Raw genomic sequence first — 23,691 nt, forward strand, 5'->3', positions numbered from 1 at the left:
GGCCACCGCACCGCGAGGGGCCGCCGCACCGCGCAAGGCCACCGGCCGGCCTCCCCGCATCTCCCGGGAGGAGGTCGTCACCGCGGCCCGCCGGATCGTGGACGAGGAGGGCGTCGAGCGGCTCACCATGCGGCGCCTGGCCGGCGAGATCGGCAGCACGCCGATGGCGCTCTACCACCACGTCCGCGACAAGGAGGAGCTGCTCGTCCTGCTGCTGGACGACTACGCCGCGCGGACGCTGCGGCCGACCGGGCTGCCGGCCGAGCCGCGCGAGCGGGTCGTCGCCGCGGCGGCCGCCATCCACGGGGCGCTCGCCGCCTGCCCCTGGATCGTCGAGGTGCTGACCGGGGACGACCTGATGTCCGCCCACTCCCTGTGGTTCGTCGAGCAGATCGTCGACGGCCTGATCGGGTGCGGCCTGTCACCGGACCGGGCCGTCCAGGGCTACCGCGCCATCTGGTACTACACCGCCGGCGAGATCCTGGTCCGCGCGCCGGCGACCCGCCGACGGGCCGCGGACGACCGCCCGACCCACCGCCAGCAGGTCTTCGCCGACCTCGACCCGGAACACCTGCCCCGGCTGGCCGGGCTCGCCGACCGCTGGGCCCCGCTCACCTCCGGGGACACCTACCAGGACGGCCTCCGCGCCCTGGTCGACGGCCTGCTCGCCGCGGGCTGAACGGACGGCGCGCAGCCGCCGTCGCCCATCCGCGCCCTCCCGCCTTCACGAGGAGTCCTCACCGGTGGAACCCTCCATCACCCTGCCGACCCCGCAAGCCCACCGGGACACCCGGTCATGGCACTTCGACCTGCCCTTCCCGTACCGAATAGGCCAGGACCGCACCCGGGTCACCGCGCACACCCGGGACTGGGTCCGACGCATGGGCCTGGCCCCCGACGACGCGGCCCTGCGCCGCCACGACCGGTACGACATGGCCCTGTTCGCCTGCCTGAGCTACCCCGACGCCACCGGCGACGGCCTCGACCTGGTGGCCGACTGGGTCTCCTGGTGGTCGGTCTGGAACGACTTCCCCGACGACCCCGCCTTTATCGGCGAACCCGGCCGGGCCGACGCCTTCTTCACCTCCCTGGCCGCCGTCCTCGACGCACCGGGCCCGCAGCCGGGCCGGCTGCCCGCCGACCCGCACGTCCGCGCCTTCACCGACCTCTGGCAGCGGTGGACCGACGGCATGTCACCGGCGTTCGTGGCGCGCACCGGGAAGAACTGGGCGGACTGGTTCGCCTCCTGCCTCACCCGCTGCCGACAGCGCCGGGAGGGCGTCGTCCTCGGCGCCGAGGAGTACCTCGCCCTGCGCGAACTGACCGGCGCCGTGCGCCTGGAGATGGACGCGGCCGAGCGGGCAGGCCGGTACGAGGTCCCGGATGACGTCCTCCGCAGCCGGCCCCTGCGCACACTGCGCCACCTCACCACCCACGTCGTCAACATCACCCAGGACGTGCAGTCCCTCACGAAGGAGGAGCTCGCGGGCGACCACCACAACCTGGTGATCGTCCTCGAACGGCAGCACGGCATCACCCGGCCCGAGGCGCTCGCCCGGATCCACACCATGGTCCGCGGCTACACCGACTCCTTCCTGCGCACCGAGGCCGGTCTGCCCCGCCTGCTCGACCGGCTCGGGCTCGCGGCCGAGGACCGCTCCCCCGTCTATCGGTACGTGACGGACCTGCGCTCACTGATGCGCGGCTGCGTGGACTTCTGCTCGGCCTCCGGGCGGTACCGCTAGCCTCGCCCCCGGCTACTTCCCGACCACGAGACGGCCGATCGTCCGGCCGAGGAGACGCGGTGCCAGACGCCGGGCGGTCCACATCACGCGGGTACCGCGCCCGGGGAAGGCCCACAGCCGGCCCCGCGCCAGGGCGCGGTCCATCGACTCCAGGACCGCCTCGGGGCTCAACCCGCTGACCCGGCCCATCAGTTCAGGGGAGTCGCTGCGCATCCGGTCCAGCATCGGGGTCTCCACCGCGGGCGGGCAGACGCAGACGACCTGGATCCGGTCCTTCCGGTACTCGGCCGCGACGGTCTCGGCGAGGAAGTGGACCGCGGCCTTGGCCGCACCGTACGCCCCGCCCATCGGTACCGGCACCCAGCCCGCGATGGAGCCGAGGAGCACCACCTGGCCCCCGCCCCGGGCCACCATGCCGGGGACGACGGCGTGCACCAGGTGGAGCGTGCCGCCGTACACCGTCTCCATCACCCGGAGGGTGCCGGCCGCGTCCTGATCGAGCAGCCGACCCATCACGCCGACGCCCGCGCAGTGCACCAGCCGCCGGGGCGGCCCCAGTTCGCTGCCGACGTCACGGACCACAGCGGCGACCGCCGGGCGGTCCGTGACGTCACAGACGAACGGACGCACCCCGGGGGCCTGTTGCGCCAGCCCCTCCAGACCGGCCGCGTCCACGTCGACCGCGGCGACCGTCCAGCCCGCCCCGGCCAGCCGCAGCGCCGCCGCCCGGCCGATCCCGCTGGCGGCGCCGGTGACGATCGCCACCTCTCCCGATACGGACGCCACCATCTGACACGCTCCCACGGCTGCGAGGACCACGCTCCCGGCGCCGGAGACCTGGCCTCCCGCGCCGAGCAGCGCCTACCCGGCCGATGATCCCCCAACTCGGCACCGGCCCGCAGCCGTTGGAACCAAACTCCGCCTCAGCCGTTACCGAAGAAGCCGAGCGCCCCCGCCGCGCAGAGCCCGCCGGCCCCCATGAAGACCGGGGTCAGCACCTTGATCTCCACCCAGCTGCCGGCCCGGAACCGCATGCCCTTCGGCGGACCGATCGGGTACCAGCGCCGGCGCCCGACCGGGATCGGCCAGAGCACCGGACAGCCCGAGGCGGTCAGCGCGTCACCCAGGCAGTGCACCAGCGCGCCGAGTGCGATCGGCAGCCCGATCCACAGGTACTGCTGCCCGGGCTCCTCGAACAGCCACTGCGAGCCGTTGCCCGGCTTGTCGAGGACCTCCGCGAGCATCCACGCGCTGCACGCCCCCAGCAGCCACACCAGGACGTCGCTGGAGACCCGGGCGTGCCGCCACAGCAGGCCCTCGATCGCCAGCACCATGTGCACGAACAGCACCACCAGCACGCCCCAGCGGCCGCCGTACACGGCCACCGCCGCGGCGCCCGCCCCGCACAGCACGGCCCAGAGCCAGGTGTGCGTCAGCGTCCGGTGTCCGCCCGAGCGCCGCGGGTCCCCCTTGCCCCGGGTGGCCTTGTAGACCGCGTACGAGAGGTTGTCGATCACTTCGCAGAGCGCCCGGGACACCGGCCCGAACGCCCTGGATATGGTCGCCGCCTTGTGGTCCAGGTCCGGCGCCAGCGCCGCCCCCGCGCAGATCAGCGCCCCGGCGAGCAGGACCGGCCAGGGCATCGGCTCCCCCATCCCGGCCGCCACCGCCCCCACCCCCAGCCATGCGGTCGCACCCGACAGCGAATGCGCCGGTCCCATCATCTCCGTACACCACCGATCCTGATCAGCTCCGTCCTCTCCGCGAGGACCTGACATCACGGCAGCCTATCCGTCCAAGATCACCGGCCGGGCATCCCACACACGGCCACAACCGACCGACGCCCGACCCGCGGGGAGCCTCGGCCTCCGGCACCGAGCGCCGGTCGGCGAACCGCGGCACCCCGCGACGTCAGTCCTCCCCCGCCGCCTCCGCTCCGTAGGCCGACTCCGACGGACAAGCCGATCGGCGACGGCATCACCGGGCCCTCCGATCACGGAAGTTGAGCCGAGCACGCCCACCCGCCACCCTGCGCGCACTCCCCGCCGGCGCCCGAACCGTCGGTTCGTGTCGCACAGTTGGAGGCCCGGGCCGACGCAAGCTCTCGCCGGCGCCCGCCACCTCCACCCTGCTCCCCGACGAGCTGCACGAAGGGTTCCGCCTACCGGGTGGTCCAGGAGGCCTTGACCAACGTCCTCAAACACGCCGGCCCCACGCGGTGCCGGGTCGAACTGGTCGCCGACGGCCGGGAGCTGCGCGTCGGCGTGACGAACGAGGCTGCCGCCCCCGGCCGCGGCACCCGCCGCCCGGGCCCGGGCGGACAGCCGCCCTGGCACGGCCCCGGGCATTCCGACACCCCCGGCCACGGAAGCGGCCACGGCCTGATCGGGATGCGGGAGCGGGTCGAGCTGTTCGGCGGACGGTTCCAGGCGGGCCCACTGGCCCACGGCGGCTTCGCAGTTCGCGCCGAGCTCCCCTACCGGACCACCGAAGCGGAAACCGCAGGTGCTGAGCCCTGATCGGCGGCAGGATCGAAGCGGGAAGAACGAACGTATGGAGGATGCCGTGACCGAGCCCGTCCGTGTCCTGGTCGTGGACGACCAGGCGCTACTGCGCGGCAGCTTCCGCATGCTGATCGACGCCGAACCCGGCCTGACGGTGGTCGGCGAGGCCGCCGATGGCGCCGCCGCGGTCGAACTCGCCGCCGAACAACGGCCCGACGTGGTGCTGATGGACGTGCGGATGCCCGGCATGGACGGCATCGAGGCCACCCGGGCGATCTGCGAACACAGCCCGGACGTGCGGGTCCTGATGCTCACCATGTTCGACCTGGACGCGCACGTCTTCGCGGCACTGCGGGCAGGAGCCGCCGGATTCCTGCTCAAGGACATCCCGCCCGTCGAACTGCTGCGCGCGATCCAGGTGGTGGCCACCGGGGAGAGCCTCCTCTCCCCGAGCGTCACTCGGCGCCTGATCGCGGAGTTCTGCCGCCACCCCGCCACCGACCCGCCCGGCCCGCCCCCCGCTCTGGACGGCCTGACCGGCCGGGAGCGGCAGGTCCTCGAACTGGTCGGCGCCGGCAGGTCCAACGCGGAGATCGCGCGGGAGCTCTACGTCTCCATGGCCACGGTGAAGACCCACCTCGGCCATCTCCTTGACAAGCTCGACGCCCGCGACCGGGTCCAACTGGTGATCATCGGTTACGAGAGCGGACTGCTCACCCCACGCCAACGGGCCTGACCGCTCCGGCCCGGGTTCGGGTGCGCCAGGCGGGACCGGACGCACCCGGACCTCGGAGCGGCACGGATCAGGCCAGGGCCTTCTCCAGCGCGGCGAGGTAGCTCCGCATCAGGTGGTCGCGGATGCCCTCGCCGTCCGGGGAGAAGGCCGCGGTGCCCAGCCCCTTGGCCCGGTCGGTCAGCGCGGAGACCAGCCCGGCCTTCTCCTTGACGCGGCCCGCGGAGTCGATGTGGCGCAGCGTCTCGACATGGGTGAAGACGGGCTCCGGAGGCAGCTCGGGGACGATGTCGTTGCCGTGGACGAACCGGAAGGTGCGCCCCTGGAGGCCCTTGTTGTACGCGGCGGCGAGCAGCCGGTCACAGGTCCGCGGCTGGCCGAAGGTGTAGACGCCGTCGGCCGCCAGCCGGGGGTCCTCCAGGTCGAGCCGGGCGGCGACGAGCATGGCGAGGGCGCCGCCGAGGCTGTGCCCGGTGAACCACACGGTCTGGTCGTCGGTCCGCAGGTCGGAGACGGCCTTGGCGACGTCGGGGAAGATGGAGTCCAGGGCCTCGGCGAAGCCGTAGTGGACGTAGCCCGTCCGGGCGGGGCCCGGCCAGGGCGGGGTGGTTCCGTCGGTGAGCCAGTCGCGGATCTGCGCGGGCTCGGTGCCGCGGAACGCGGTGATGATCATGTTCTCGCCACCCATGGTGTAGGCCTGGGTGTCCTGTAGCGGGAACGGCGGCGTGAAGCTCGTCCGGTGGTGGCGCACCTCGTCGAACCCCCAGGCGTGGGCCTGCTCCTCGATGGTGGCCTCGTCCTTGTAGGCCAGATCGGAGGCCTTCGCCAGCCAGTAGGCGTGCGGGAGGCTGTAGCCGCTGGCATGCTGGTCGAAGGCGGTGGGTACGGCCACGGAAGACGCTCCTGTCGGTTCGACGATCGGGACGGCTGGTCGACTCCAGGGCCCGGTCGGGCGCCCACTCCAAGGAGGGCACACCGTGACACTCTGGTGACCAAGGGTGACGCTACCGCCCTCGCAGTTCGCGCGCGGCCAGGCCACGCCACTCACCCCGACCGCACCGAATGCCGCACACTCACCCGCTCCCGAACACCCGCTCGGGCCCCGGTGCAGCGCCCTCGTCGCCGCCCGGCATCAGGGCCGGAGCCCGCCACGCTGCCGGGTACACCGGTGGTCGCAGGTCGGCATCTCCCCCGCTGCCGCGGGGAGCATGGAAGCAGAGAGCTCGGAACATCGGGCCCATCCCCGCTGGTGCCGGGAGCAGGGATGGGCAGAGTACCGCCTCATGACCGGAAAGCCAGGTGCAGGCCCCGCGTTGAGTCGTAGCGGAGCCACTTGGGCGCGTGGCCGTCCCGGCTCGTACCGTCCGGCTTCAGGACGATGACGTGCCGATGGCGGAGGACCCCGATGCCGGGGTTCTTCCAGTACTCGGCGGGCAGCAGGTGCTCGAACCAGTGGTACGGGATGGACACCGTGTTGAGCAGCAGGTGCTGCTGCTGGGCCCGCCGGGCGGCGCGGTCCGCGACACGGCGGCTGTACCGCTTGAGGTCGGCCCTGATGCGGCCCCGCGGGTCGTAGCTGTAGTGGTTGCTGGGGTGTTCGCCGTCCGAGGGGTGGTGGTAGAGCAGGATCGCTTCGACGGAGCGCTCCGCGAGCCGTGACCGGGCCGCCAGGCCTGGAGCGCCGTCGTTGCCGTGGCCGTTCGCGCCCCCGCTCTCCAGGAGGTGGATGTCGCCGGGGGTGCCGTCGTCGGGGTGGTAGGGCTGCAGGGCGTAGGCCTTGGCTGCGTTGGTGTGCTTCGCGAGTTCGGCGTTCCAGTCTTCCCACGTCGTCGACAGCAGCGCCCCCGTGGGGGTCCGGGGGAACGGCGCCGGATCGTAGACGGACTCGATCAGGGCCTCGTTGTCGCGTGGGGTGGACAGGCAGGCGATGCGGGCGGCCGGATCGGCCCGCCGGGCGTCCTCGCAGTCCGGGCAGGCCGGCTCGACGGTGCGTTCCGCGAGCTGGTGGTAGGTCGCGGCGAGTGCGTAGGGCGCGTACACCAGGGCGTCGCGGTTGCCCGGGGTTCGGCCGGCCGGCGGCTGGACGAGCGGCAGGTGCGCCTGGTCCGGCTGCCACAGGATGGTCATCCGGGGGGTCCGCATGCCGGCGGACCGGGCACCGTTGTTGACGGCGTGCCGGTGGAGGCGGCCCCGGCGCTGGACGAGCAGGTCGACGGGGGCCAGGTCGGTGTAGAGGCGGTCGCTGTCCAGGTCCAGTGACTGCTCGATCACCTGGGTGGCGACGACCAGCAGGCGGGCCGGGCGCCGCGGGTTGGCCGTCGACCGGTCCTCCCCCGGCCCCAGAAGGGCACGGAGTTCGGCTTCCCTGGGCAGTCGGTCGCGGGCCACGAGCCTGCCGTGCAGGAGCAGGATCTCGTCACGGCGCCAGCCGTGGCGCTCGGCCTGCTCGACCAGGTGGGCGTGGAGTTCGTGGGCGGAGCCGACCCGGTTGCGGATGACGGTGATGATGCCCCCGGCGGCGGCTTCCCACAGGAGCCGGCCCGCGAGGGCCGCGGCGCCCGGGTCGGGCAACAGGTCGAGCCGGGTGTGGAGTTCGTCGGGTGGTTCGTCGGGGGCCGCGCGGGTGACGCGGCCGTGCCGGTCCACGAGGGTGACGGGCCCCTTGGCGTCGGTGGGCCGGACGACGGTGCGGTGGCCACGGCACCACGCGGCGACCAGTGCCTCCCGGGTGGCGGCGGGGAGCGTGGCGGAGAGGACCACGACGGAGGCCCCCGCGTCGGCGAGCCAGGCGATGGCCGCCTCCAACAGCCGCTCCTGGAACAGCTGGTACGCGTGGGCCTCGTCGATGACGACGGTCTTGTTGGCGAGGCCGAAGAGTCGCAGGAACCAGTGCGCGGAGCGCTGCGAGGCGAGGGCGACCTGGTCGACGGTGCCGACGCCGAAGGTGGAGAGCAGGCCGAGGCAGCGGCGGAGGTACCACGGGTCGAGGACCACGGCGGCGGCCTCGTCCTGGTCGTGGCGGTCGCAGAGGGTGGATTCGACGAAGGGCGTGAGATCGGTGAGGTCGTCCGGCGGCGCGGGGGCCTCGCCCGCGTCGAGGAGCCGGTGCACGGTGTCCGTCGCTTCCGCGGTCCCGTGGACGACGGCGAGGTTGGCGTCGCCGGGCCGGCCGAAGGCCCGGGCGAGGAACTCGATGTGCTCCACCGCGGCCTGGTCGGTGGCCGCCCGGGTGGGCATCGCCGTGTAGAAGCCGTGGTAGCCGTTGGTGCGGGCGAGGTGGTGGGCGTACCAGAGGGCCAGGGAGGTCTTTCCCGATCCGGTGCCGGCCTCGATGAGGACCAGCGCCGGCCCTTCCTCCGGCGCGGCGGCCATGGCCGCCGCCTGGAAGGGGCGGGGCTGCGGGGTGCCGGGGAAGAGCCGGGCCCACGGCTCGGGCTTCGGTGTCCAGCCGCGGAGGCGGAGGTCGTGCACCGCGGTGCGGGCCGACTTCCTCGCGTCGTGCCACCACTGCCGGACGTCCCCCGTCCTGCGGTACTCGAAGCGGTTGTCGTCGGAGGCGATCCAGTCCGCGGCGACGACCAGGCCGGCGAACAGGGGCCCGGCCGCCGGCCGTGAGAAGGAGGTCTGGTCCGGAAGCCGCTTCAGGTCGACGTCCAGGAACGACGCCACCGCCCTGACGAGGAACCACTGGACGGCGTCCCAGTGCTGCGGCGGGGCCGCCGTCGGCGCCCGCTGGAGGAGGTCGGGACCGGGGATGTGACCGTGGTGGCCGCCCAGGAGCAGCGCCACCCGGTGGAGGCCCAGGTGCGGGGCGCCCGTGCCGCCGCAGTCCTGGCAGGCGCAGCCGAGCAGCCGGGGCAGGCAGTGGGCGGTGACGAGTTCGTGCCGCAGCCGACGGGCCGCGCGGAGGTCGGCGGGAAGCGGCAGTCCGTTCCGGCGGGCCATCGCGAGCCACTCCTTGGCGGCCTTGCGCAGATGCCCCTTGTCCGTGTCGAAGAACTGGAGCTGGAATCCCGCGGAGGCCTTCCCCAGGTCGTGGAGGGCGGCGTAGAGCATCGCGTTCCGCCGGGCGACGACGGCGTCCCCGGATCCCAGCGCCTCGGCTAGCCGGTCGCGGACGGGCGTCGCGAGGTAGTGGTCCCACAGCTCTCCGGCGCAGGCCGCGGTGTCGAGCATGTGGGCCAGGAGAGGGTTCCAGGGCGGGCCGCCCCGCTTCTCGCTGATCTTGAAACGGTCGGTCTTGCCCCACAGCATGACCCCCGCACGGGTGATTTCGTGCACTTCCACCGCTCGGCCGCTCCCAGGCTAGTAGGGTCCGATTTTGTGACGAAGCGTCAAATTTCAAGGATGTCCCGAGATTTCCTGGAATCTCGGGACGCACTGTCGAGTTGGGACCCTCGGACGGAAGCATGCCAGCCGGCACTGACACGCCCCGGCCCGGAGCGGCCGGCGCAAGGGGAGGACCCGACTGTACGTCCGGCCGGGGTCCGGCGCGCGGGGTTGGTCGAACTCCTCAGGAACGCCGAGGAGTTCACCGCGCTGGTCAGCTCGACTCCCGGTGAGGAGGTCGCCGTACTCGAGTACCTGATGGCGATCATGTATGCGGCGAAGTGCGTGCCGGCCACGCCCGCCGCCTGGCGCGAGTGGGTGGAGGACGAGCACCCGCTGGAGCAGGCGGCCACCTGGCTGGAGGAGGAACCGCCCGAGCGCTGGGACCTGTTCCACCCCGAGCGTCCCCTGGGCCAGAACGCGCTGCTGGCCCCGTTCATGGCCGCGCACGGCGTCGGTTCGGCCCAGCTCGTCATCGAACGCACCGGCGACTACAACCAGTTCTTCGACAAGGTGCACCTCCACGACCCCGAACCGATGGCGCCGGACGCGGCGTTCCGCGCCATGCTGACCCAGCACGCCTACGGCCTCGGCGGGCGCGCCATGGCCAAGGCCGACTGGCTGGGCCCTCAGCTCACCTACCAGGCGGTGGGCAGGCTCGGCACCCGCATCCGCGTAGTGGCCAGGGGGCGGACGCTCGGCGACACCCTGCGGCTGAACATCGCTCCGTGCAAGCCCGGAGACACCGGGACCTTCAACTACTCCTGGACGGCCGACCGCCCCGGCGGCCGCCGCACCTTCCGCGGCCGGAAGGCGTCGCGGCTGCCGGACGGGCCGGCCGACCTCCACTCCTTCCTCGGCCGGTCGATCCTCCTGCGCCCCGTCCTGGTCGACGGCAGGGTCATGGTCGACCGGGTCCTGCGGGCCGCGGGCGAGATCCTCGACCCGCTGCCGCCCGTCCACCTCCAGGACGCGGTCCTGGCCCCGCGCAGGAGCGGCGGCGAGCCGGAGCCGCTGCGGCCGAGCGAGGAACGCGCGCTCTGGCGCGAGTCCCACGCGCTGTACGCGGCCGCGGCCACGGCCGATCCGAAGCTCGCCAAGGGCACCGGCCTGTACGACCGCCTCGCCGGCCTGCGCGACCGCCGGGTGGGCCTGACCGCCGTGGGCCTGATCTCCCGCCAGGCCACCGCCACCGCCTGGGTCTCGGACACCTTCCCGTACGTGCCCGGCCGGGAGGCGCAGCTCAAGTGGGCCTCCGACGACGGCTCGCTGATCTGCGAGTACGCCGCCAAGGCCCTGTACGCCGCCGCGGTCGTGGCCAGGGACGAGGCGTACCCCAACCCGAAGCCCGCCGACAAGGCGTCCCTGCTCAGGCGCTTCCACGCCGAGCCGGAACTGTGGGCCGGCGCGGCCGACCACTTCTCGTTCCTGATGGCGGACGTGAGCGCCGGGACCGACCCGGGCGAGGGCCCCCTGGCGGAGTTCGGCCGGGAGATCCACGAGCTGACCCGGAAGGTCCTCCAGGCCCGCCTGGCCTCGCTGCCGCCCGGCGGGCGGGGGATGAACGCCCGGGCCAAGGCGGAGCAGAAGTTGAAGAAGATGCTGGCGAGCTCCGCTTGCCCGCCGTATCTGAAGGAGCCCCCGCGTGATTGACGAGCAGCTGTCCCTGAACCTTGACGAGGTCTTCCGTCCGGTCGCCGTCGGCGACGACGCACCCGGCGGGGCCCTCCCGGCCGAGCGGACGCCCGCGGAGCACCTCACCAGCTGGCTGTGCAGCCTGGTCTGGTCCCACGACTACGGCCGCCTCGCCGAACTGCGCCGCCCCGAGGCCCTGTCGGAGCCCAGGCTACGGGCCGCCTCCTTCAGCCCCGAGGAGGACCAGCGGGCGGTGTACGAGCGGGTCGCGTTCCTCTTCGCCCGCTACCACGCCGGCAGGAGCGTGCCCCAGGCCGGCTACGGCTCCATGGGCGACGCCCTTCGCCGCATCGGTTCCCCCGCCGCCCGCGGCCCGAAGGACCCGGGCGCCAAGCGCCTCCTCGACCGCCTGGTCGCCTCCCGCGAACTGCCCGTACGCCACCTGCAGCACGCCGTCGAGCGTGCACGGGCCTGCGAGGTGGCACCGCCCTCCTGGGCCCGGCTCGCCGACGACCTGTCCGCCTGGAAGGCCACCGGCAGGGCGACCCCGTACAGCTGGGCCCGCGCCTTCTACACCCCCGAATACCCTGCGAAGAAGAACGGCTGACCACATGACGATCGTCCGCACCAGCGCCGTCGCCGAGCGGCTCGACGGCCACCAGTTCCTCTCCCTGCACGCCCTCGAAAGCCTGGTCGCCGTCCTGCCCGTCCGCGACGAGAACGGCATGGCGAAGATCATCCCGTTCGGCGGCGAGACCCGGAACCTGATCACCTCCCAGGCCCGCCGCCGCGCCGAACGCACCCTCAGCCGCGAGAAGGCCAACGCCGGTGAAGGCGCCCTGGCCGGCTACACCATGGGCATCCGCACCCGCGAGTGGGCACTGCTCACCGCCGAGGCGCTGCGGGGCCTGGGCTGGGAGGAACAGGACGCGCTGCCCGTCGCCAAGGCCGTGCTGGAGGGCGTCGGCCTCAAGTTCGGCGACAAGGAGCGCACCCGGAACCTGACCAAGGTGCTGCTCTTCGCCCCCGAGGACGCCGGGGCCAAGCTGGCGGAATACCTCGCCGCCAACCGGGACGGGGTCGTCTCCTGGGCCGGCGAATTCGAGGAGGCCCGCAAGGCCGCCGAGACCGCCAAGGCCAGGAGCAAGGGCAAGAGGCGTGCGGCGGCGGCCGACGAGGACACCCTGCCCGTCGAGGTGGAGGAGGCCGCCGACACCGCCATCCCGACCCTGCCCAAGGCCGTCCGCGCCGCCGTCCTGGCGGCCCTGGCGCCCCGCGACGCCATCGACATCGCCCTCTACGGCCGCTTCCTCGCCGAGATCGCCGACTCCCCGAACGTCGACGGCGCGGTGATGACCGGCCCGGCCTTCACCGTCCACGCCGCGGCCCAGATCGACGACTTCTACAGCGCCGCCGACGACTCCAAGATCCGCCGCAAGGCCAACGCCCTGGACTACCTCGACGCCGCCGACGACGCCGGAGCCGGCATGACCGGCTACCAGTCCCTGATCTCCGGCACCTTCTACCGGTACGCCGCCCTCGACCGCGTCCAGCTGCGCGTCAACCTGATGGCCGGCGGCCTGAGCGCCGAGAAGGCGGACGAGGCCGCCGTGGCCGCCGAGCGCCAGTTCGTGGAGGCGTTCGTCGACGCCATGCCGGCCGCCAAGAAGAACACCACCGCCTCCACCGGCTCCCTGCCCAAGCTGGTCCTCGCCTTCGACGGCAAGCGCCCCTTCAACTACTCCGCCGTCTTCGAGGACCCCATCGACGAGCAAGCCGACGGTGGCGCCAGCCTCGCCGCCGCCACCAGGCTCCTGAAGCACCACCGGCTGGTCACCCGCAAGCGCTCCGACATCGCCGGCGGCCGCGTTCTCACCTACGACCTCGGCATCCAGGACCTCCTGGACGAACTCGCCGCCCAAGGCGCCCTCGCCGCGGCCGAGGCAGACACCGCCGAGGAGCTGACCGCCCCGTGACCCAGCCGTACGTGCTCCTGGCCCGGCTCGCCGGACCGCTCCAGGCCTGGGGACTGGTCGCCCGCTTCGACCGGCGCGACACCCACCTCAGGCCGACCAAGTCCGGCTTCATCGGCATGCTCGCGGCCGCGGCCGGCTACTCCCGCGAGGACGCGCTGGACCCGCTCGACCAACTCCGCTACGCCGTCCGCGCCGACCGCCCCGGCACCCCCGTCCGCGACTACCACACCGTCGGCGGCGGCCGGTACCCGCTGCGCCCGCGCGACCTGATCACCGACCACCGGCGCGCCCAGCAGGCCGCCACCGCCCTCGAAACGGCCACCGGCCCGGCGTTCGGCGCCATGACGGCCCGTGCCCTCACCGGCTGGTACGGGGTCCCCAAGGGGATCGCCCCCGACCCGGAGAGCGGGCCGCTGCTCGCCCGCAGGGTCGGCCGCGACCCGATGATCACCAGCCGCAGCTACCTGGCGGACGCCAAGTTCGTCGCCGCCGTCGAACACCCGGACCGGGACCTGCTGGAGGAACTGGCCACCGCCCTCGAACAGCCCCGACGCCTGCTCTGGCTCGGACGCAAGAACTGCCCGCCCGCGGGCGAGATCTCCGGCGGCGTCCACGCGGGGAGCCTCGAAGAGGTCCTCGCGGCCACCAGGCTGCTCACGGAGGACTGCGCGCCCCGCCCCTGGACGTGGATCGAGGTGCCCGCCGGAACCGACGGAGCCTCCTCGGTCACCGACCACCCCGTCAGCTTCCACACCGTGCACCGGTCCTACGCGCCCCGCTGGGAACAGCGCGTACGCATCGAACCCGGCGAGTCCATCGGATGGGACCACCTGCTGTGACCACTGCCTCCACCGCCACCGCCCGCTTCGTGGCCTGCCACAGCATCCTGCACCTCGACGCCACCCACGCCCTGGCACAGAAGGCGATCCTCGACCCGCACATCATGCACCGACTGGTGATGTCCGGCTTCTACGGGTGGACGGAACCGGGCGAGGCGGACCCGCGCGCCCAGATGGGCATCCTCAACACCTGGACGCTCGACCTCAGGACCAACAGCCTGGTCGTGATCGTGCAGTCGCGCGTGCAGCCCGACTGGTCCGCGATCCCGCGGGCGGCCCTGGCCGACAGGATCGCCCTCCTCCAGGTCGACACCACGGTCCGCACGGGTGCCGCGTTCGGCTTCCGGATCGTGGTGAACCCGACCCGGGACCGCCAGACCCGCGCCGGCGACGGCACCCTCGCCCGCAAGCGGCTCTCCGACACCACCCCCCGCCACGTCAAGGACTGGTTCGCCGCCCGACTCCAGCCCGCCGGAGCCGACCGCGTCGGCCCGGGCGGTGTCCGCCGCATCGGCGCCGACAGCGACCCGGACACCCTGGCGATCCGGATGCTCCCCAAACTCGGCCTGAGCGCCAAGCACCAGGGCGCCAAGATCGGCCGCGCCGAGATCAAGGGCGCCCTCACCGTCACCGACCCCGCCGCCTTCACCGACGCCCTCACCACCGGAGTGGGCCGCGCCCGCTCCTACAGCGCCGGCCTGCTCCTGATCCGGCCGACGGCGGGCGGATAGGGTGTCTCGCACCCCCTCGGGTTCCGGCCCGTGGGCGCATGACGCCGGTCAGACAGGCCGTCGTCTGGCTTGCTCCCCGGATATCCCGGGGAGCAGCCCGACAGCCTCCAGGCCTTGAGCCACATCATCGCTTCTTCCCCGCACCCGCGGGGGTCAGCCTGCGTGGTTCGGATTCGATTGCCGCCTGACTTCTCTCCCCGCAACGGGGGTCAGCCACAGACCTCGTCAGCGAGTGTGGCTCCGTGAGGCTCCTCCCCGCACCCGCGGGGGTCGGCCGTACGGCACCCGCTACGCACGCGCCAACGCCGCTGCCTCCCCGTACCCATGGGGGTCAGCCGACGTCGAGACCGGCGTAGAGCTTGTAGATCGGGCCTTCCCCGCACCCGCGGGGGTCAGCCATCGGTCGTGTTGAGGGTGACGTCGAGGCGGCGCTCCTCCCCGAACCCGCGGGGGTCGGCCGGCGTGCCGGGTCATCGACCCCATGGGCTCGGGATCCTCCCCGCACCCTCGGGGGTCAGCCGGTCACCCGTACGCGACTCGACCCCGGCGCCCCCTGCTCTCCGCACGCGCGGGGGGTCAACCGATCGGCGTCCACACGGCCGTCACCGACGGCTCCCGACCCCGCCGCCCGCGGGGTACCGACCCGCCGTCAGTCCTCCCCCGCCCGCCCCGCGAGGCGCTCCCGCTCCGCGGCCGCCCGCGGGTCGCCGTACCCGGCGAGCAGGGCGAGGGCCTCCGCCCGGTGCTGCCGGGCCGCCTGGGGGTCGTCGCCGGACACCGTTGCCGCGAGGGCGGCGAGGGCCAGGGCCTCGTGCCAGGGGTCGCCGAGGTCGCGGTGGGCGGTGGCGGCCCGGCGCAGGAAGGCGGCGGCCTCGGCGGGGCGGTCGAGGTGGCGGTAGGTCTCGCCGGCGCCGTGCCAGGCGAGGGCTTCGCGGCTACGGTCGCCGAGGCGGCGGTGGAGGACGGCGGCGCGCTGGTAGGAGTCGAGGGCTTCGGTGGGTTGGCCGTCGGCGCGTTGGGCGTCGCCGAGGGTGATGAGCCAGAAGCCTTCCAGGCGGTGGTCGCGGAGGTTCAGGGCGATGTCGAGGGCCGCGTGTGCCGAGGCGAGTGCGCCGGCCGGGTCGCCGTCGTCGCGTTGGATGTCGCTCAGCAGGCGCAGGGCGTTGCCCTCGCCGCGTTGGTTCTTCAGTGCGCGGTGGGCGGTGAGTGCCTGGCCGACGGCGGCCTCGGCCTCGGGGAGGCGGCCGGCGCGGTAGTGGGTGCTGGCGAGGTTGGAGAGTGTGGTGGCCTCCCAGTGCGCCTCGTTCGCCTGTCGGAAAGCCGCGAGCGCCTGCTCGAAGTGCCGTGCGGCGTCGTCCAGTTGCCTGCTGTGCAGGTGGACCAGCCCGAGCAGGTTGAGCGAGTGCGCCTCGTTGGGCCCGTCGCCGAGTTCGCGCCAGAGCGCCAGGGCTCTGCGGTGGTGCTCCAGGCTGTCGTCGAGGGCGTTGATCCTGGTGTGCCCCATGCCGAGGTCCGTCAGCAACAGGGCCTGAGCGGCGGTGTCGCCGAGGCGTTCGGCGGCACCCAGACCGAGCCGGCCTGCGGGGAGCCAGTCCGCGCCGGGGGCGGAGGGGGCCTGGGCGTTCCACAGGACGGCGGCCAGTTGCCAGGTCCGCCGGTCCTCGCCTGCGGCGCGGGCGGTGTGGACGGCTTGCAGGAGGTTGGCACGCTCGCGCTCGGCCCAGTCCACGGCGGCGTTGTAGTCGGCGAAGGCCGTCGGCTGGACTCCGTCGGGCGCGGGGTCGAGTGCCAACCGGTCTTCGGCGGGCCGCAGCCACTGCTGGGCGGCGTCGGCGGTGTGCAGGTACCAGTCGAGCACCCGGCGCAGTGCGGCCTGGCGCTGGGCGGGGGTTTCCTCCTGCTGGGCCTGGTCGGTGGCGTAGGCGCGCAGGAGGTCGTGGAACTGGTAGCGGTCGGGTGCGCTCTGTTCGACGAGGTGGGCGCCGACCAGGGAGTCGAGGAGCTGGCGGGTGCGACTGGGCGTGAGGCCGGCGAGGGCGGCCGCGGCGTGCAGTCCGAAGTCCGGGCCCGGATGGAGGCCGAGGAGGCGGAAGAGGCGTGCGACCTGTTCCGGCAGCGCCCGGTAGGACCAGGCGAAGACCGTACGGACGGCGTCGGCGTCCTCGTCCTCCCCGACACTGAGGGCGTCCCAGAGCGCTGATTCGTCGCGCAGGTCGCCGATCAGGTCGTCCAGACCCATGTGCGGCAGGCTGGCGGCGCGCTCGGCCGCGATCCGCAGGGCCAGCGGCAGTTGCGCGCAGAGACGGGCGAGTTCGGTGAGCTTCGCGGGGTCGTCCTGCGGCCGGTGCCCGGCGGTGACGGCGCGCAGCAGGGCGACGGCCTCGGGTTCGGGCAGGGTCCGCAGGGTGAGCCGGCGGGCGCCGTCGCGGACGGCGAGGCCGGACAGCCGGCTGCGGCTGGTGACCAGGACGAGGCTGCCGGTACTGCCGGGGAGGAGAGGACGCACCTGGTTCGCGCTGGCGGCGTTGTCGAGGACGACCAGGACGCGGCGTTCGGCGAGGAGGGAGCGGTAGAGGGCGGCGGCCGCGTCGGGGTCGTGCGGGACGGACCCGGCGTTGACGCCGAGGGACGTCAGGAAGCGGTGGAGCGCCTCGTGGGCGGTGACCGGCCGGCCCGGGTCGTAGCCGCGGAGGTTGACGTACAACTGGCCGTCGGGGAACCGGTGGCGGGCCTGGTGGGCCCAGTGCAGGGCGAGCGAGGTCTTGCCCGCGCCGGCGGTTCCGGCGATCACGACGACGGCCGGGTCGGACGGGTGCTGCTCCTCACCGGTCAGGGCGTCGTCCAGCTGGTGGAGTTCGTCGACGCGGTTGACGAAACCACGGACGTCCGCGGGCAGTTGGCGGGGTGTCGGAGCGGAGTCCGAACGCCCGGTCGCACGGTGGAAGTGGATGCCTCCGCTGACGTCCCTGGCCTGGACGACGTCGTGAGCGGAGGAACCGGACACCGCGGACCGCGTACTTCCGGCGCCGACGGCATTCCCATCGCGCTCGGCCGCCACTGTGCTCCCATTCCGTACGGGTGGGGGAAGAGGAGCCACTTCGCGATCGAAGTAGGCCCGGACGTCCTCGCCCGCGCGGTGGAGATCCGCGAGGTAGTCCTCCCAGCGGCGGACGAGACCGGGATCGGTGTACCTGACCGCGCCGGCCGGAATTCCCGTGTCCGAATAGCGCACCTGGTAGAGCGTTCGGCCGCCGAGCACGACGATTTCCGGCAGCGGCCCGAATTCCTCGGAAGCGGCCAGTGCCGCGGCACGGACAATGCGGATCCGCTCGCCGCATTCGGCCCGGATCCGCAGCGAGTGCAGTTGCCACCACAGGTAGTCCGTCCACGGCCGCTCGACCACCCGCACCCGGTGGAAGAACGACTGCCGCGCCGCGTCCTCCCGCCCGATCGCGAGCAGCGCCTGGCGCCGGCCCTCCAGGAGCCGCAACGCCTCGGCCCAGTCACCCCGACGGGCGGCATCCCAGCTCGGACTGCCCTGCTCCTCGAAGTGCTGGCGGCGCTCCAGCTTCCACGAGTCCCGGCCGCGGACCAGCGCGTCCCGCTCACGGAAGTCGCGCTTGTAGTCGTCCCGGGCGAGCGACTCGCCCCACTCGGGCCGCAGCTCGGGAGCGTGCCGATCAGGCATCCGGGATGTCCGCTTTCGCCGTGCTCAGCATGAGGCCGGGAATGACGACGAGCCGCTCGTCCGCGCCCAGGACGACGCCCTCGGGGAGCCGGCCGCGATAGTTCTCCGTGAGGTCACGGCCGATCACCGCGACATCGCCGTTCGAGAGCTGCCAGATGTCCGGGCATTCGTCCTTCTCGTCGGACGATCCCAGTTCTTTGGCGGATTTCCCGAGGCGCTTCTGCAGCGAAGCGGAAGGATCGGCTTCCCATCGACGAGCCATGACTGCCCCCGTTGATATCGTTCTCGGCACGGAGCCGCGGTTTCTCCATCTTACACCTGATGACCAGTCAGGGGAATATTCAGTACATTCGCCATGTACTCCTAAATGATCACCATCGCGGCACAACGGCCACATTTGTGACAGTATTCGTGCGCCGGGGGGCGGCGACGGGGGCGCGCGGCGCGACTGAACTCGCGCGGGCGCGGAGACGGGTGACCCTGCGCTCGGTTCGTCGACGCGGCACCAAGCCCGGCGCCCCTGCGCCAGTTGCTGCTCACGCTCCGGCTACTGCTCTCTCAGTGCCGCGTGGGATGATTCACGCGCTCCTTGACATCTCGTCAGGCCACGGCGGCGGGGATGCTCGCACGGGGGCCGTCCGGCCGTGCAAAGAAATCGCAAACTCGCTTCATCGCCCCAGGTCACGAAGTCTCCTCCCCGCACCCGCGGGGGTCAGCCGACGTAACCGCTGTCGGCCGCGCAGATGGGACACGGTCCTCCCCGCACCTGCGGGGGTCAGCCGTACGAGCCGGCGGCCAAGAGCGTGGTAAAGGCCTCCTCCCCGCATCTGTGGGGGTTCGGCGCGTCCGACTCGCGGCCTTCTCATGAGGTTGCCACCGCGAGGGCGCGTGTCACCCGCTCCACGCCCGCCCGCCATACGGCCTCAGCCCGTGCGTGTCCCGTCGAGGTACGCGAGGACGGCGAGCACCCGGCGGTTGTCGTCGTCGGAGGCGCCCAGGTTGAGCTTGGCGAAGATGCTGGACGTGTGCTTGCTGACCGCGCCCTCGCTGAAGTGCAGCCGCTGGGCGATCGCCGCGTTGGAGCGGCCCTCGGCCATCATCGCGAGGACATCGCGTTCCCTCGGGGTCAGCAGGGCGAGCGGCTGGTCGTAGGCGTTGCGGGCGAGCAGCCGGGAGATGACCTGGGGGTCCATCACCGTGCCGCCCGCCGCGACGGTGTGGACGGCGTCGACGAACTGGTCGGCCTTGGAGACCCGGTCCTTGAGGAGGTAGCCGACACCGCCGGCGCCGTCGGCGATCAGCTCCCGGGCGTAGAGCTGTTCGACGTGCTGGGAGAGGACGAGGACGGGCAGGCCCGGCCGTTCACGGCGAGCAGCGAGTGCGGCCTGGAGGCCCTCGTCGGAGTAGGTGGGTGGCAGGCGGACGTCGACCACCGCGATGTCGGGGCGGTGGTCGGCGAGTGCGGCGGCCAGTTCGGGGCCGCTCTCCACCGCGGCGACGATCTCGTGCCCGTGGGCGCTCAGCAGCAGGGAGAGGCCGTCCCTCAGCAGGACGAGGTCCTCGGCGAGGACAACACGCACGGTAGCTCCATGATCAGCCTGGTCGGACCCCCCGGGGGGCTGGTCAGCGTGAGCGTACCGTCGAACACCGCCAGTCTGCGCCGGATGCCCCGCAGGCCGCTGCCCAGGCCGGGGTCGGCGCCGCCGCGGCCGTCGTCGGTGGCCTCGGCGCGCAGCAGTCCCGCGGTGTGGGAGAGGTGCACCGTGGCGTGCCGGGCGTCGCCGTGCTTGACGGCGTTGGTGAGCGCCTCGCTGACGGCGAAGTAGACCGCCGACTCCACCGGCGCCTCGGCCCGTCCGGGCAGTTCGGTCCGCACCTCGACCTTCAGCGGGACGTCCAGCGCCAGCGCCCGCACGCCCTCCGCGAGACCGCGTTCGGCGAGCACCGGCGGGTGGATTCCGCGCACCAGGTCGCGGAGTTCCTGGAGTGCCTGGGTGACGTTCTCCTGGGTGTCCGTCACCACCCGCTTGGCCTGTTCCGGGTCGCGGTCGATCAGCCCCGCGACCGCGCCCAGGCGCAGGCTCACCGCGACCAGCCTGGCCTGCGCGCCGTCGTGCAAGTCCCTTTCGATCCGGCGCAGTTCGGCAGCCTGGGCCTCGGTGGCGTCCAGCCGGATCTCGGTGAGCTGCTCGACCCGCCGGGCGAGCCGGGAGCGCTCGGTGGGGCCGAGCAGACTGCGGGTCCAACGGCCGTGCAGGCGCAGTGCGGGCCGGGCGAGGGCGAGGCCCGCGACGACCAGCACGGGGCCGAGCAGACCGAGAAGCAGGGCGGACAGGCCGCCGAACGGCAGGTCATACGGCAGAGGCGCCTGGACGATTCCGTACAGGCCGGCGCCGGCCAGCAGCACGGGTCCGGCCGCGATGCCGCCGCCGACCAGCGGGTCGGTGATCAGCCAGAGGGCGTCACGCCAGGTCGCCGGGTCGTTCCAGAGCCAGCGGACGTCAAGGGACATACCCGCGAACCAGCGGTTCCTGTGGTAGTCGTGGCCGGTCCAGTACCAGCCGTGCAGGGTGCGCTCCAGGGCCGGACGCGGCCGGTACGGCGGTGGCACCGGCACCTGCGACCAGTGGCCGGCCGCCCACCGGCCGGCGACGGCGACGGCGCGGACCCGCCTGATGACCGCCGGGAACAGCGGGAACATCCCGAGGCAGCCCCAGAGCAGGAAGGACAGCAGGAAGGCCGTCGCGAGCACCACACCGACGGGTATCAGCAGCGTCAGGACGGCGAGCCGCCCGAGGGCTTGTGCGGCGCCGCGCAACTCCCGTGCGGCGCCACGTGGTTCTCCGGCGACAGGAGTCGTCTGCGGGCTGCTCACAGGGCCTCCGATCGGGCACGGCGCGGACCGCTCATGATCGCAGCCCCCTGCCTCGGCCCTGACTGCGGGAGCACATGATCAACCTTAGGAGCGGGCGGGGCGGCGGAAGAGTCCGGCTGCACCCCCGGCAGGGGTTGGCCTGGGCCCGCCTTCACACTTGTCTGCGGGCCGCACAGCGGTGGCGGCGGACGCCCGTGGCGGGCAAGCACATGGGATGATTCGCGGGCTCTTTGACATCTCGACAGTTCATCTACAGTGGAGAGGCGTTCGGGCAGGGACGCACTTGACGATGCAAAGAAACAGCAAGGTCGCCGCATCGCCCCAGGCCACAAAGTCTCCTCCCCGCGCCCGCGGGGGTCAGCCGTACGACATCACCCTCGCCGCATCCGACGTCCTCTCCTCCCCGCGCCCGCGGGGGTCAGCCGATCAAGGACACCCTGGGTAATCCGATTTGGAATTCTTCCCCGCACCCGTGGGGGTCAGCCGGCGGCCTGGTTGGTCGCCCACAGTTCCTTGAGCTCCTCCCCGCACCCCGCAGGGGTCAGCCGTCGGCCGACACCGTCCGCACCATGCGATGCGGCAGCATCAAGGCCGTCGGCCGCTCCACGCCCAGACGACACCGCCGTTCACGCGGCCCGACGACGCCGGTCACCGCACCACCGGGATCGCTCCCGAGCGCCAGTCCGTCAGCCGCTTGCGGATGCTCGGCACCATCGGCAGTTCGTCCGTCTCGGCCGGGGTGAACCAAGCCACCTCGTGCGACTCCTCGGACACCCGCAGCTCCCCTTCGATCGGGCGTCCGAGGAGGCAGACGGAGAACTCCTGCCGGACCTCGCCGTCGTCGTACGCAAGGACGTGCCCGGGGTTGGTGTAGGTGCCGACGATCCCGGTGATCTCGATGTCGAGGCCGGTCTCCTCGCGGGTCTCGCGGATGCCGCACCCGGCGATGGACTCGCCGATGTCCATCGTGCCGCCGGGAAGGGCCCACATGCCGTTGTCCGTCCGGCGCTGGAGCAGGATGCGGCCCGCGTCGTCGGTCACCACGACGGAGGCGGCCGGAACCAGGCTGTTCGCCTTCGGGGCGTTCGGGCCGTCCTCGTAGTCACGCCTGGGCATGCTCCACCTCCGGAATCGTCCATGCCGGTCTCAAGTCCGCGCAGGCCCATGAGACAACGAGGAGTTCACCGGCCGCGGCAGAACCTGCTGCGGCCAGTCGAGAAGCTCCCCCGCAGCGTCAGCCGTCCACCACCGTCCAGCCCCACGTACGTGCCCGCGCCGCGACGGCGTCGAAGTCCACGGCGTCCGCCAGCGCGGAGACCGTACGGCGGTCGAGCGGGGCGCCCTTCAGGACCGACTCCACCGCCTCCCTGTCGACGGACCGCTCGTGGTACTCCTCCGCGTAGTCGATGAACGCCTGCGCGGCGTCGGCACCGGTGAGGACCTCGAACAGCCAGTCGGCACCGTCCGTGTCACCGTCGGTGAAGTCGACCGGTCCGCACTGCCAGCCGCTGGATCCGGTCTCGTACCAGGCGCACACGGTCGCGTCGAAGAACCCGTCGAACTCGAACTCGGGCGCCTGGGCGTACTGCGCGAGCGACGCCGGCAGGCCGTCGAGCAGTCCTGGCCAGTGCGCGCGGACCTCCTCCCGCCACGGCGAGGACATGGTGCACACCCAACCGCATGCCACTGACACTCGGCCGAACCGGCCCGCAGGAGGTCATGCGGACTCGAACTTGACCATCGCGTCGCCGGCAGCGGCGGCCCCGGCGTAGAAGTCCTTCAGCGCGCGCAGGTCGGCGGTCAGGTGGCCGGCCCATTCCTCGGACCATGGAGTCGCGAATCCGAGGTCGGCGACCTTCTCCGCCAGCGCGGCGCCCACGGTGCTCACCAGGTCGTCGACGCCGACCCGCTCCAGGAAGGCCGACGCCGCCCGGACCTCGTCGGGCCGGAGCACCCGGATCGTCGTCTCCTCATCGGCGATCACCCGCTCCTCCCCGGCGAACACCGGCAGTTGGGCGGTTCTCAGGTCCGGCCCCGCGCCGCCGACCGCCTCCATCAGGGCGACGTGCATCAGGTATCCGTTGCTCTCCACCGCCAGCACGGTGCCCGCCTGATGCTGCGGTCCGAACTCGCTGTCGAACCAATCCGGCACCAGGTCGAAGAGCTCCCCCGGCGACAGCTCGTCCAGCAGTCCTCCGTCCACCCGCCGCCAGAAGAAGTCCACGCTCATGTACCGCACCCGCCCTGTTCGTTCCGCCGGGACGTCCTTCGACGTCCACTTCGCCGTCAGGCTAGACGGGACCACCGACAGACCGGTCGGGCACGATGGAAGACTGGGTCGCATGGATGGAGCACCCAGGAGCCCGGAGCTGGAGGTGTTCCTGGCATCGCTGAGCATCGGCCGGCCACTCTCCGGCACCGTCGCGGCGATCGAACGGTACGGCGTGTTCGTGGCGCTGGACGACGGCCCCGACCACCCGCTCTTCCCCGGCGTGGGGGGTTCATCACGGTCCCCGAACTGTCGTGGCGGCGCATCGAGGCGGCGTCCGACGTCGTACGGGTCGGTCAGCGCGTCACGTGCGAGTTCCTCCAGGTCGACACCTGGAACCTGGAGGCCAGACTCTCCCTGCGGGCGC

The 23,691-nt window shown here is 72.8% G+C and carries 20 protein-coding genes; 9 read left to right on the plus strand and 11 right to left on the minus strand.

The features are described from left to right. Nucleotides 1–58 precede the first annotated feature (58 nt). Nucleotides 59–679: a TetR/AcrR family transcriptional regulator gene (locus ACIQOW_RS24780; RefSeq protein ID WP_401088530.1), complete on the plus strand. Its 621-nt coding sequence runs from the start codon at nt 59–61 to the stop codon at nt 677–679. A 64-nt stretch (nt 680–743) separates the two neighbouring features. Next, nucleotides 744–1,745 carry a hypothetical protein gene (locus ACIQOW_RS24785; protein ID WP_401088402.1) on the plus strand — a complete coding sequence of 334 codons (1,002 nt, stop codon included), beginning with the start codon at nt 744–746 and terminating at the stop codon, nt 1,743–1,745. Nucleotides 1,746–1,757: 12 nt separating this feature from the next. Here ACIQOW_RS24785 and ACIQOW_RS24790 read toward each other — a convergent pair whose 3' ends face one another. Together ACIQOW_RS24790 and ACIQOW_RS24795 are read right to left on the minus strand one after the other, a co-directional pair. Next, on the minus strand, nt 1,758–2,534 hold the full coding sequence (locus ACIQOW_RS24790) for an SDR family NAD(P)-dependent oxidoreductase (protein WP_401088404.1): 777 nt from the start codon (nt 2,532–2,534) through the stop codon (nt 1,758–1,760). A gap of 134 nt (nt 2,535–2,668) precedes the next feature. After that, a complete protein-coding gene (locus ACIQOW_RS24795; RefSeq protein ID WP_401088406.1) occupies nt 2,669–3,469 on the minus strand; it encodes a metal-dependent hydrolase in 801 nt (266 codons plus the stop codon). Nucleotides 3,470–3,928: 459 nt separating this feature from the next. Here ACIQOW_RS24795 and ACIQOW_RS24800 point away from each other — a divergent pair, with 459 nt between their 5' ends. Then, nucleotides 3,929–4,264 (plus strand): sensor histidine kinase, encoded by a 336-nt coding sequence (locus ACIQOW_RS24800; protein ID WP_401088407.1) that lies wholly within the window; start codon nt 3,929–3,931, stop codon nt 4,262–4,264. Nucleotides 4,265–4,298: 34 nt separating this feature from the next. Further along, nucleotides 4,299–4,985 carry a response regulator transcription factor gene (locus tag ACIQOW_RS24805; protein ID WP_188296233.1) on the plus strand — a complete coding sequence of 229 codons (687 nt, stop codon included), beginning with the start codon at nt 4,299–4,301 and terminating at the stop codon, nt 4,983–4,985. 67 nt (nt 4,986–5,052) lie between these two features. On the opposite strand, the gene ACIQOW_RS24810 is transcribed toward ACIQOW_RS24805, so the two are convergent. Beyond that, nucleotides 5,053–5,874, minus strand: a complete 822-nt coding sequence (locus tag ACIQOW_RS24810; protein WP_401088410.1) for a lipase family protein — start codon at nt 5,872–5,874, stop codon at nt 5,053–5,055. 389 nt (nt 5,875–6,263) lie between these two features. Then, nucleotides 6,264–9,269 (minus strand): CRISPR-associated helicase Cas3', encoded by a 3,006-nt coding sequence (cas3, locus tag ACIQOW_RS24815; RefSeq protein ID WP_401088412.1) that lies wholly within the window; start codon nt 9,267–9,269, stop codon nt 6,264–6,266. Nucleotides 9,270–9,329: 60 nt separating this feature from the next. Here cas3 and ACIQOW_RS24820 point away from each other — a divergent pair, with 60 nt between their 5' ends. Genes ACIQOW_RS24820 through cas6e form a run of 5 tightly spaced genes read left to right on the plus strand, consistent with a single transcriptional unit; the run spans nt 9,330 to nt 14,492 of the window. Next, nucleotides 9,330–10,964, plus strand: a complete 1,635-nt coding sequence (locus tag ACIQOW_RS24820) for a type I-E CRISPR-associated protein Cse1/CasA (protein ID WP_401088414.1) — start codon at nt 9,330–9,332, stop codon at nt 10,962–10,964. Then, entirely contained in the window at nt 10,957–11,553 is a 597-nt protein-coding gene (casB, locus tag ACIQOW_RS24825; RefSeq protein WP_401088416.1) for a type I-E CRISPR-associated protein Cse2/CasB, read from the plus strand. Before ACIQOW_RS24820 ends, casB begins: the two co-directional genes overlap by 8 nt. 4 nt (nt 11,554–11,557) lie before the next feature. Continuing rightward, a complete protein-coding gene (locus ACIQOW_RS24830; RefSeq protein ID WP_401088418.1) occupies nt 11,558–12,922 on the plus strand; it encodes a type I-E CRISPR-associated protein Cas7/Cse4/CasC in 1,365 nt (454 codons plus the stop codon). Next, nucleotides 12,919–13,761, plus strand: a complete 843-nt coding sequence (gene cas5e / locus ACIQOW_RS24835; protein ID WP_401088420.1) for a type I-E CRISPR-associated protein Cas5/CasD — start codon at nt 12,919–12,921, stop codon at nt 13,759–13,761. The genes ACIQOW_RS24830 and cas5e overlap by 4 nt, the downstream gene beginning before the upstream one ends. Further along, entirely contained in the window at nt 13,758–14,492 is a 735-nt protein-coding gene (gene cas6e / locus ACIQOW_RS24840) for a type I-E CRISPR-associated protein Cas6/Cse3/CasE (RefSeq protein WP_401088421.1), read from the plus strand. Before cas5e ends, cas6e begins: the two co-directional genes overlap by 4 nt. A gap of 649 nt (nt 14,493–15,141) precedes the next feature. Here the strand turns inward: cas6e and ACIQOW_RS24845 are convergent. From ACIQOW_RS24845 to ACIQOW_RS24875, 7 genes are all read right to left on the minus strand, one after another. Then, the gene (locus tag ACIQOW_RS24845; protein WP_401088422.1) at nt 15,142–18,180 is read right to left on the minus strand and encodes an ATP-binding protein; all 3,039 of its coding nucleotides are present in this window, start codon (nt 18,178–18,180) and stop codon (nt 15,142–15,144) included. Then, complete coding sequence (locus tag ACIQOW_RS24850; protein ID WP_188296242.1) at nt 18,173–18,442, minus strand: hypothetical protein; 270 nt, start codon at nt 18,440–18,442, stop codon at nt 18,173–18,175. Before ACIQOW_RS24850 ends, ACIQOW_RS24845 begins: the two co-directional genes overlap by 8 nt. A 661-nt stretch (nt 18,443–19,103) precedes the next feature. After that, complete coding sequence (locus ACIQOW_RS24855) at nt 19,104–19,760, minus strand: LuxR C-terminal-related transcriptional regulator (RefSeq protein WP_401088424.1); 657 nt, start codon at nt 19,758–19,760, stop codon at nt 19,104–19,106. After that, entirely contained in the window at nt 19,724–21,055 is a 1,332-nt protein-coding gene (locus ACIQOW_RS24860) for a sensor histidine kinase (RefSeq protein WP_401088426.1), read from the minus strand. Before ACIQOW_RS24860 ends, ACIQOW_RS24855 begins: the two co-directional genes overlap by 37 nt. Before the next feature lie 648 nt (nt 21,056–21,703). After that, nucleotides 21,704–22,171: an NUDIX hydrolase gene (locus ACIQOW_RS24865; RefSeq protein ID WP_401088428.1), complete on the minus strand. Its 468-nt coding sequence runs from the start codon at nt 22,169–22,171 to the stop codon at nt 21,704–21,706. 118 nt (nt 22,172–22,289) lie between these two features. Then, a complete protein-coding gene (locus ACIQOW_RS24870) occupies nt 22,290–22,718 on the minus strand; it encodes a hypothetical protein (protein WP_401088429.1) in 429 nt (142 codons plus the stop codon). 54 nt (nt 22,719–22,772) lie between these two features. Then, complete coding sequence (locus ACIQOW_RS24875; protein WP_401088431.1) at nt 22,773–23,285, minus strand: DUF1877 family protein; 513 nt, start codon at nt 23,283–23,285, stop codon at nt 22,773–22,775. Between the last annotated feature and the right edge of the window lie 406 nt (nt 23,286–23,691).

It is taken from the genome of Kitasatospora sp. NPDC091335 (assembly GCF_044757205.1).
In the GTDB taxonomy this organism is placed as follows: Bacteria; Actinomycetota; Actinomycetes; order Streptomycetales; family Streptomycetaceae; genus Kitasatospora.

What these genes read in the sequence shown, in the direction of transcription:
- ACIQOW_RS24870 (WP_401088429.1), bottom strand. Translation starts at nt 22,718, where the DNA reads ATGTCCTCGCCGTGGCGGGAGGAGGTCCGCGCGCACTGGCCAGGACTG.
- ACIQOW_RS24795 (WP_401088406.1), bottom strand. Translation starts at nt 3,469, where the DNA reads ATGATGGGACCGGCGCATTCGCTGTCGGGTGCGACCGCATGGCTGGGG.
- ACIQOW_RS24875 (WP_401088431.1), bottom strand. Translation starts at nt 23,285, where the DNA reads ATGAGCGTGGACTTCTTCTGGCGGCGGGTGGACGGAGGACTGCTGGAC.
- ACIQOW_RS24865 (WP_401088428.1), bottom strand. Translation starts at nt 22,171, where the DNA reads ATGCCCAGGCGTGACTACGAGGACGGCCCGAACGCCCCGAAGGCGAAC.
- ACIQOW_RS24830 (WP_401088418.1), top strand. Translation starts at nt 11,558, where the DNA reads ATGACGATCGTCCGCACCAGCGCCGTCGCCGAGCGGCTCGACGGCCAC.
- ACIQOW_RS24845 (WP_401088422.1), bottom strand. Translation starts at nt 18,180, where the DNA reads ATGCCTGATCGGCACGCTCCCGAGCTGCGGCCCGAGTGGGGCGAGTCG.
- ACIQOW_RS24820 (WP_401088414.1), top strand. Translation starts at nt 9,330, where the DNA reads ATGTCCCGAGATTTCCTGGAATCTCGGGACGCACTGTCGAGTTGGGAC.
- ACIQOW_RS24790 (WP_401088404.1), bottom strand. Translation starts at nt 2,534, where the DNA reads ATGGTGGCGTCCGTATCGGGAGAGGTGGCGATCGTCACCGGCGCCGCC.
- ACIQOW_RS24850 (WP_188296242.1), bottom strand. Translation starts at nt 18,442, where the DNA reads ATGGCTCGTCGATGGGAAGCCGATCCTTCCGCTTCGCTGCAGAAGCGC.
- ACIQOW_RS24805 (WP_188296233.1), top strand. Translation starts at nt 4,299, where the DNA reads ATGGAGGATGCCGTGACCGAGCCCGTCCGTGTCCTGGTCGTGGACGAC.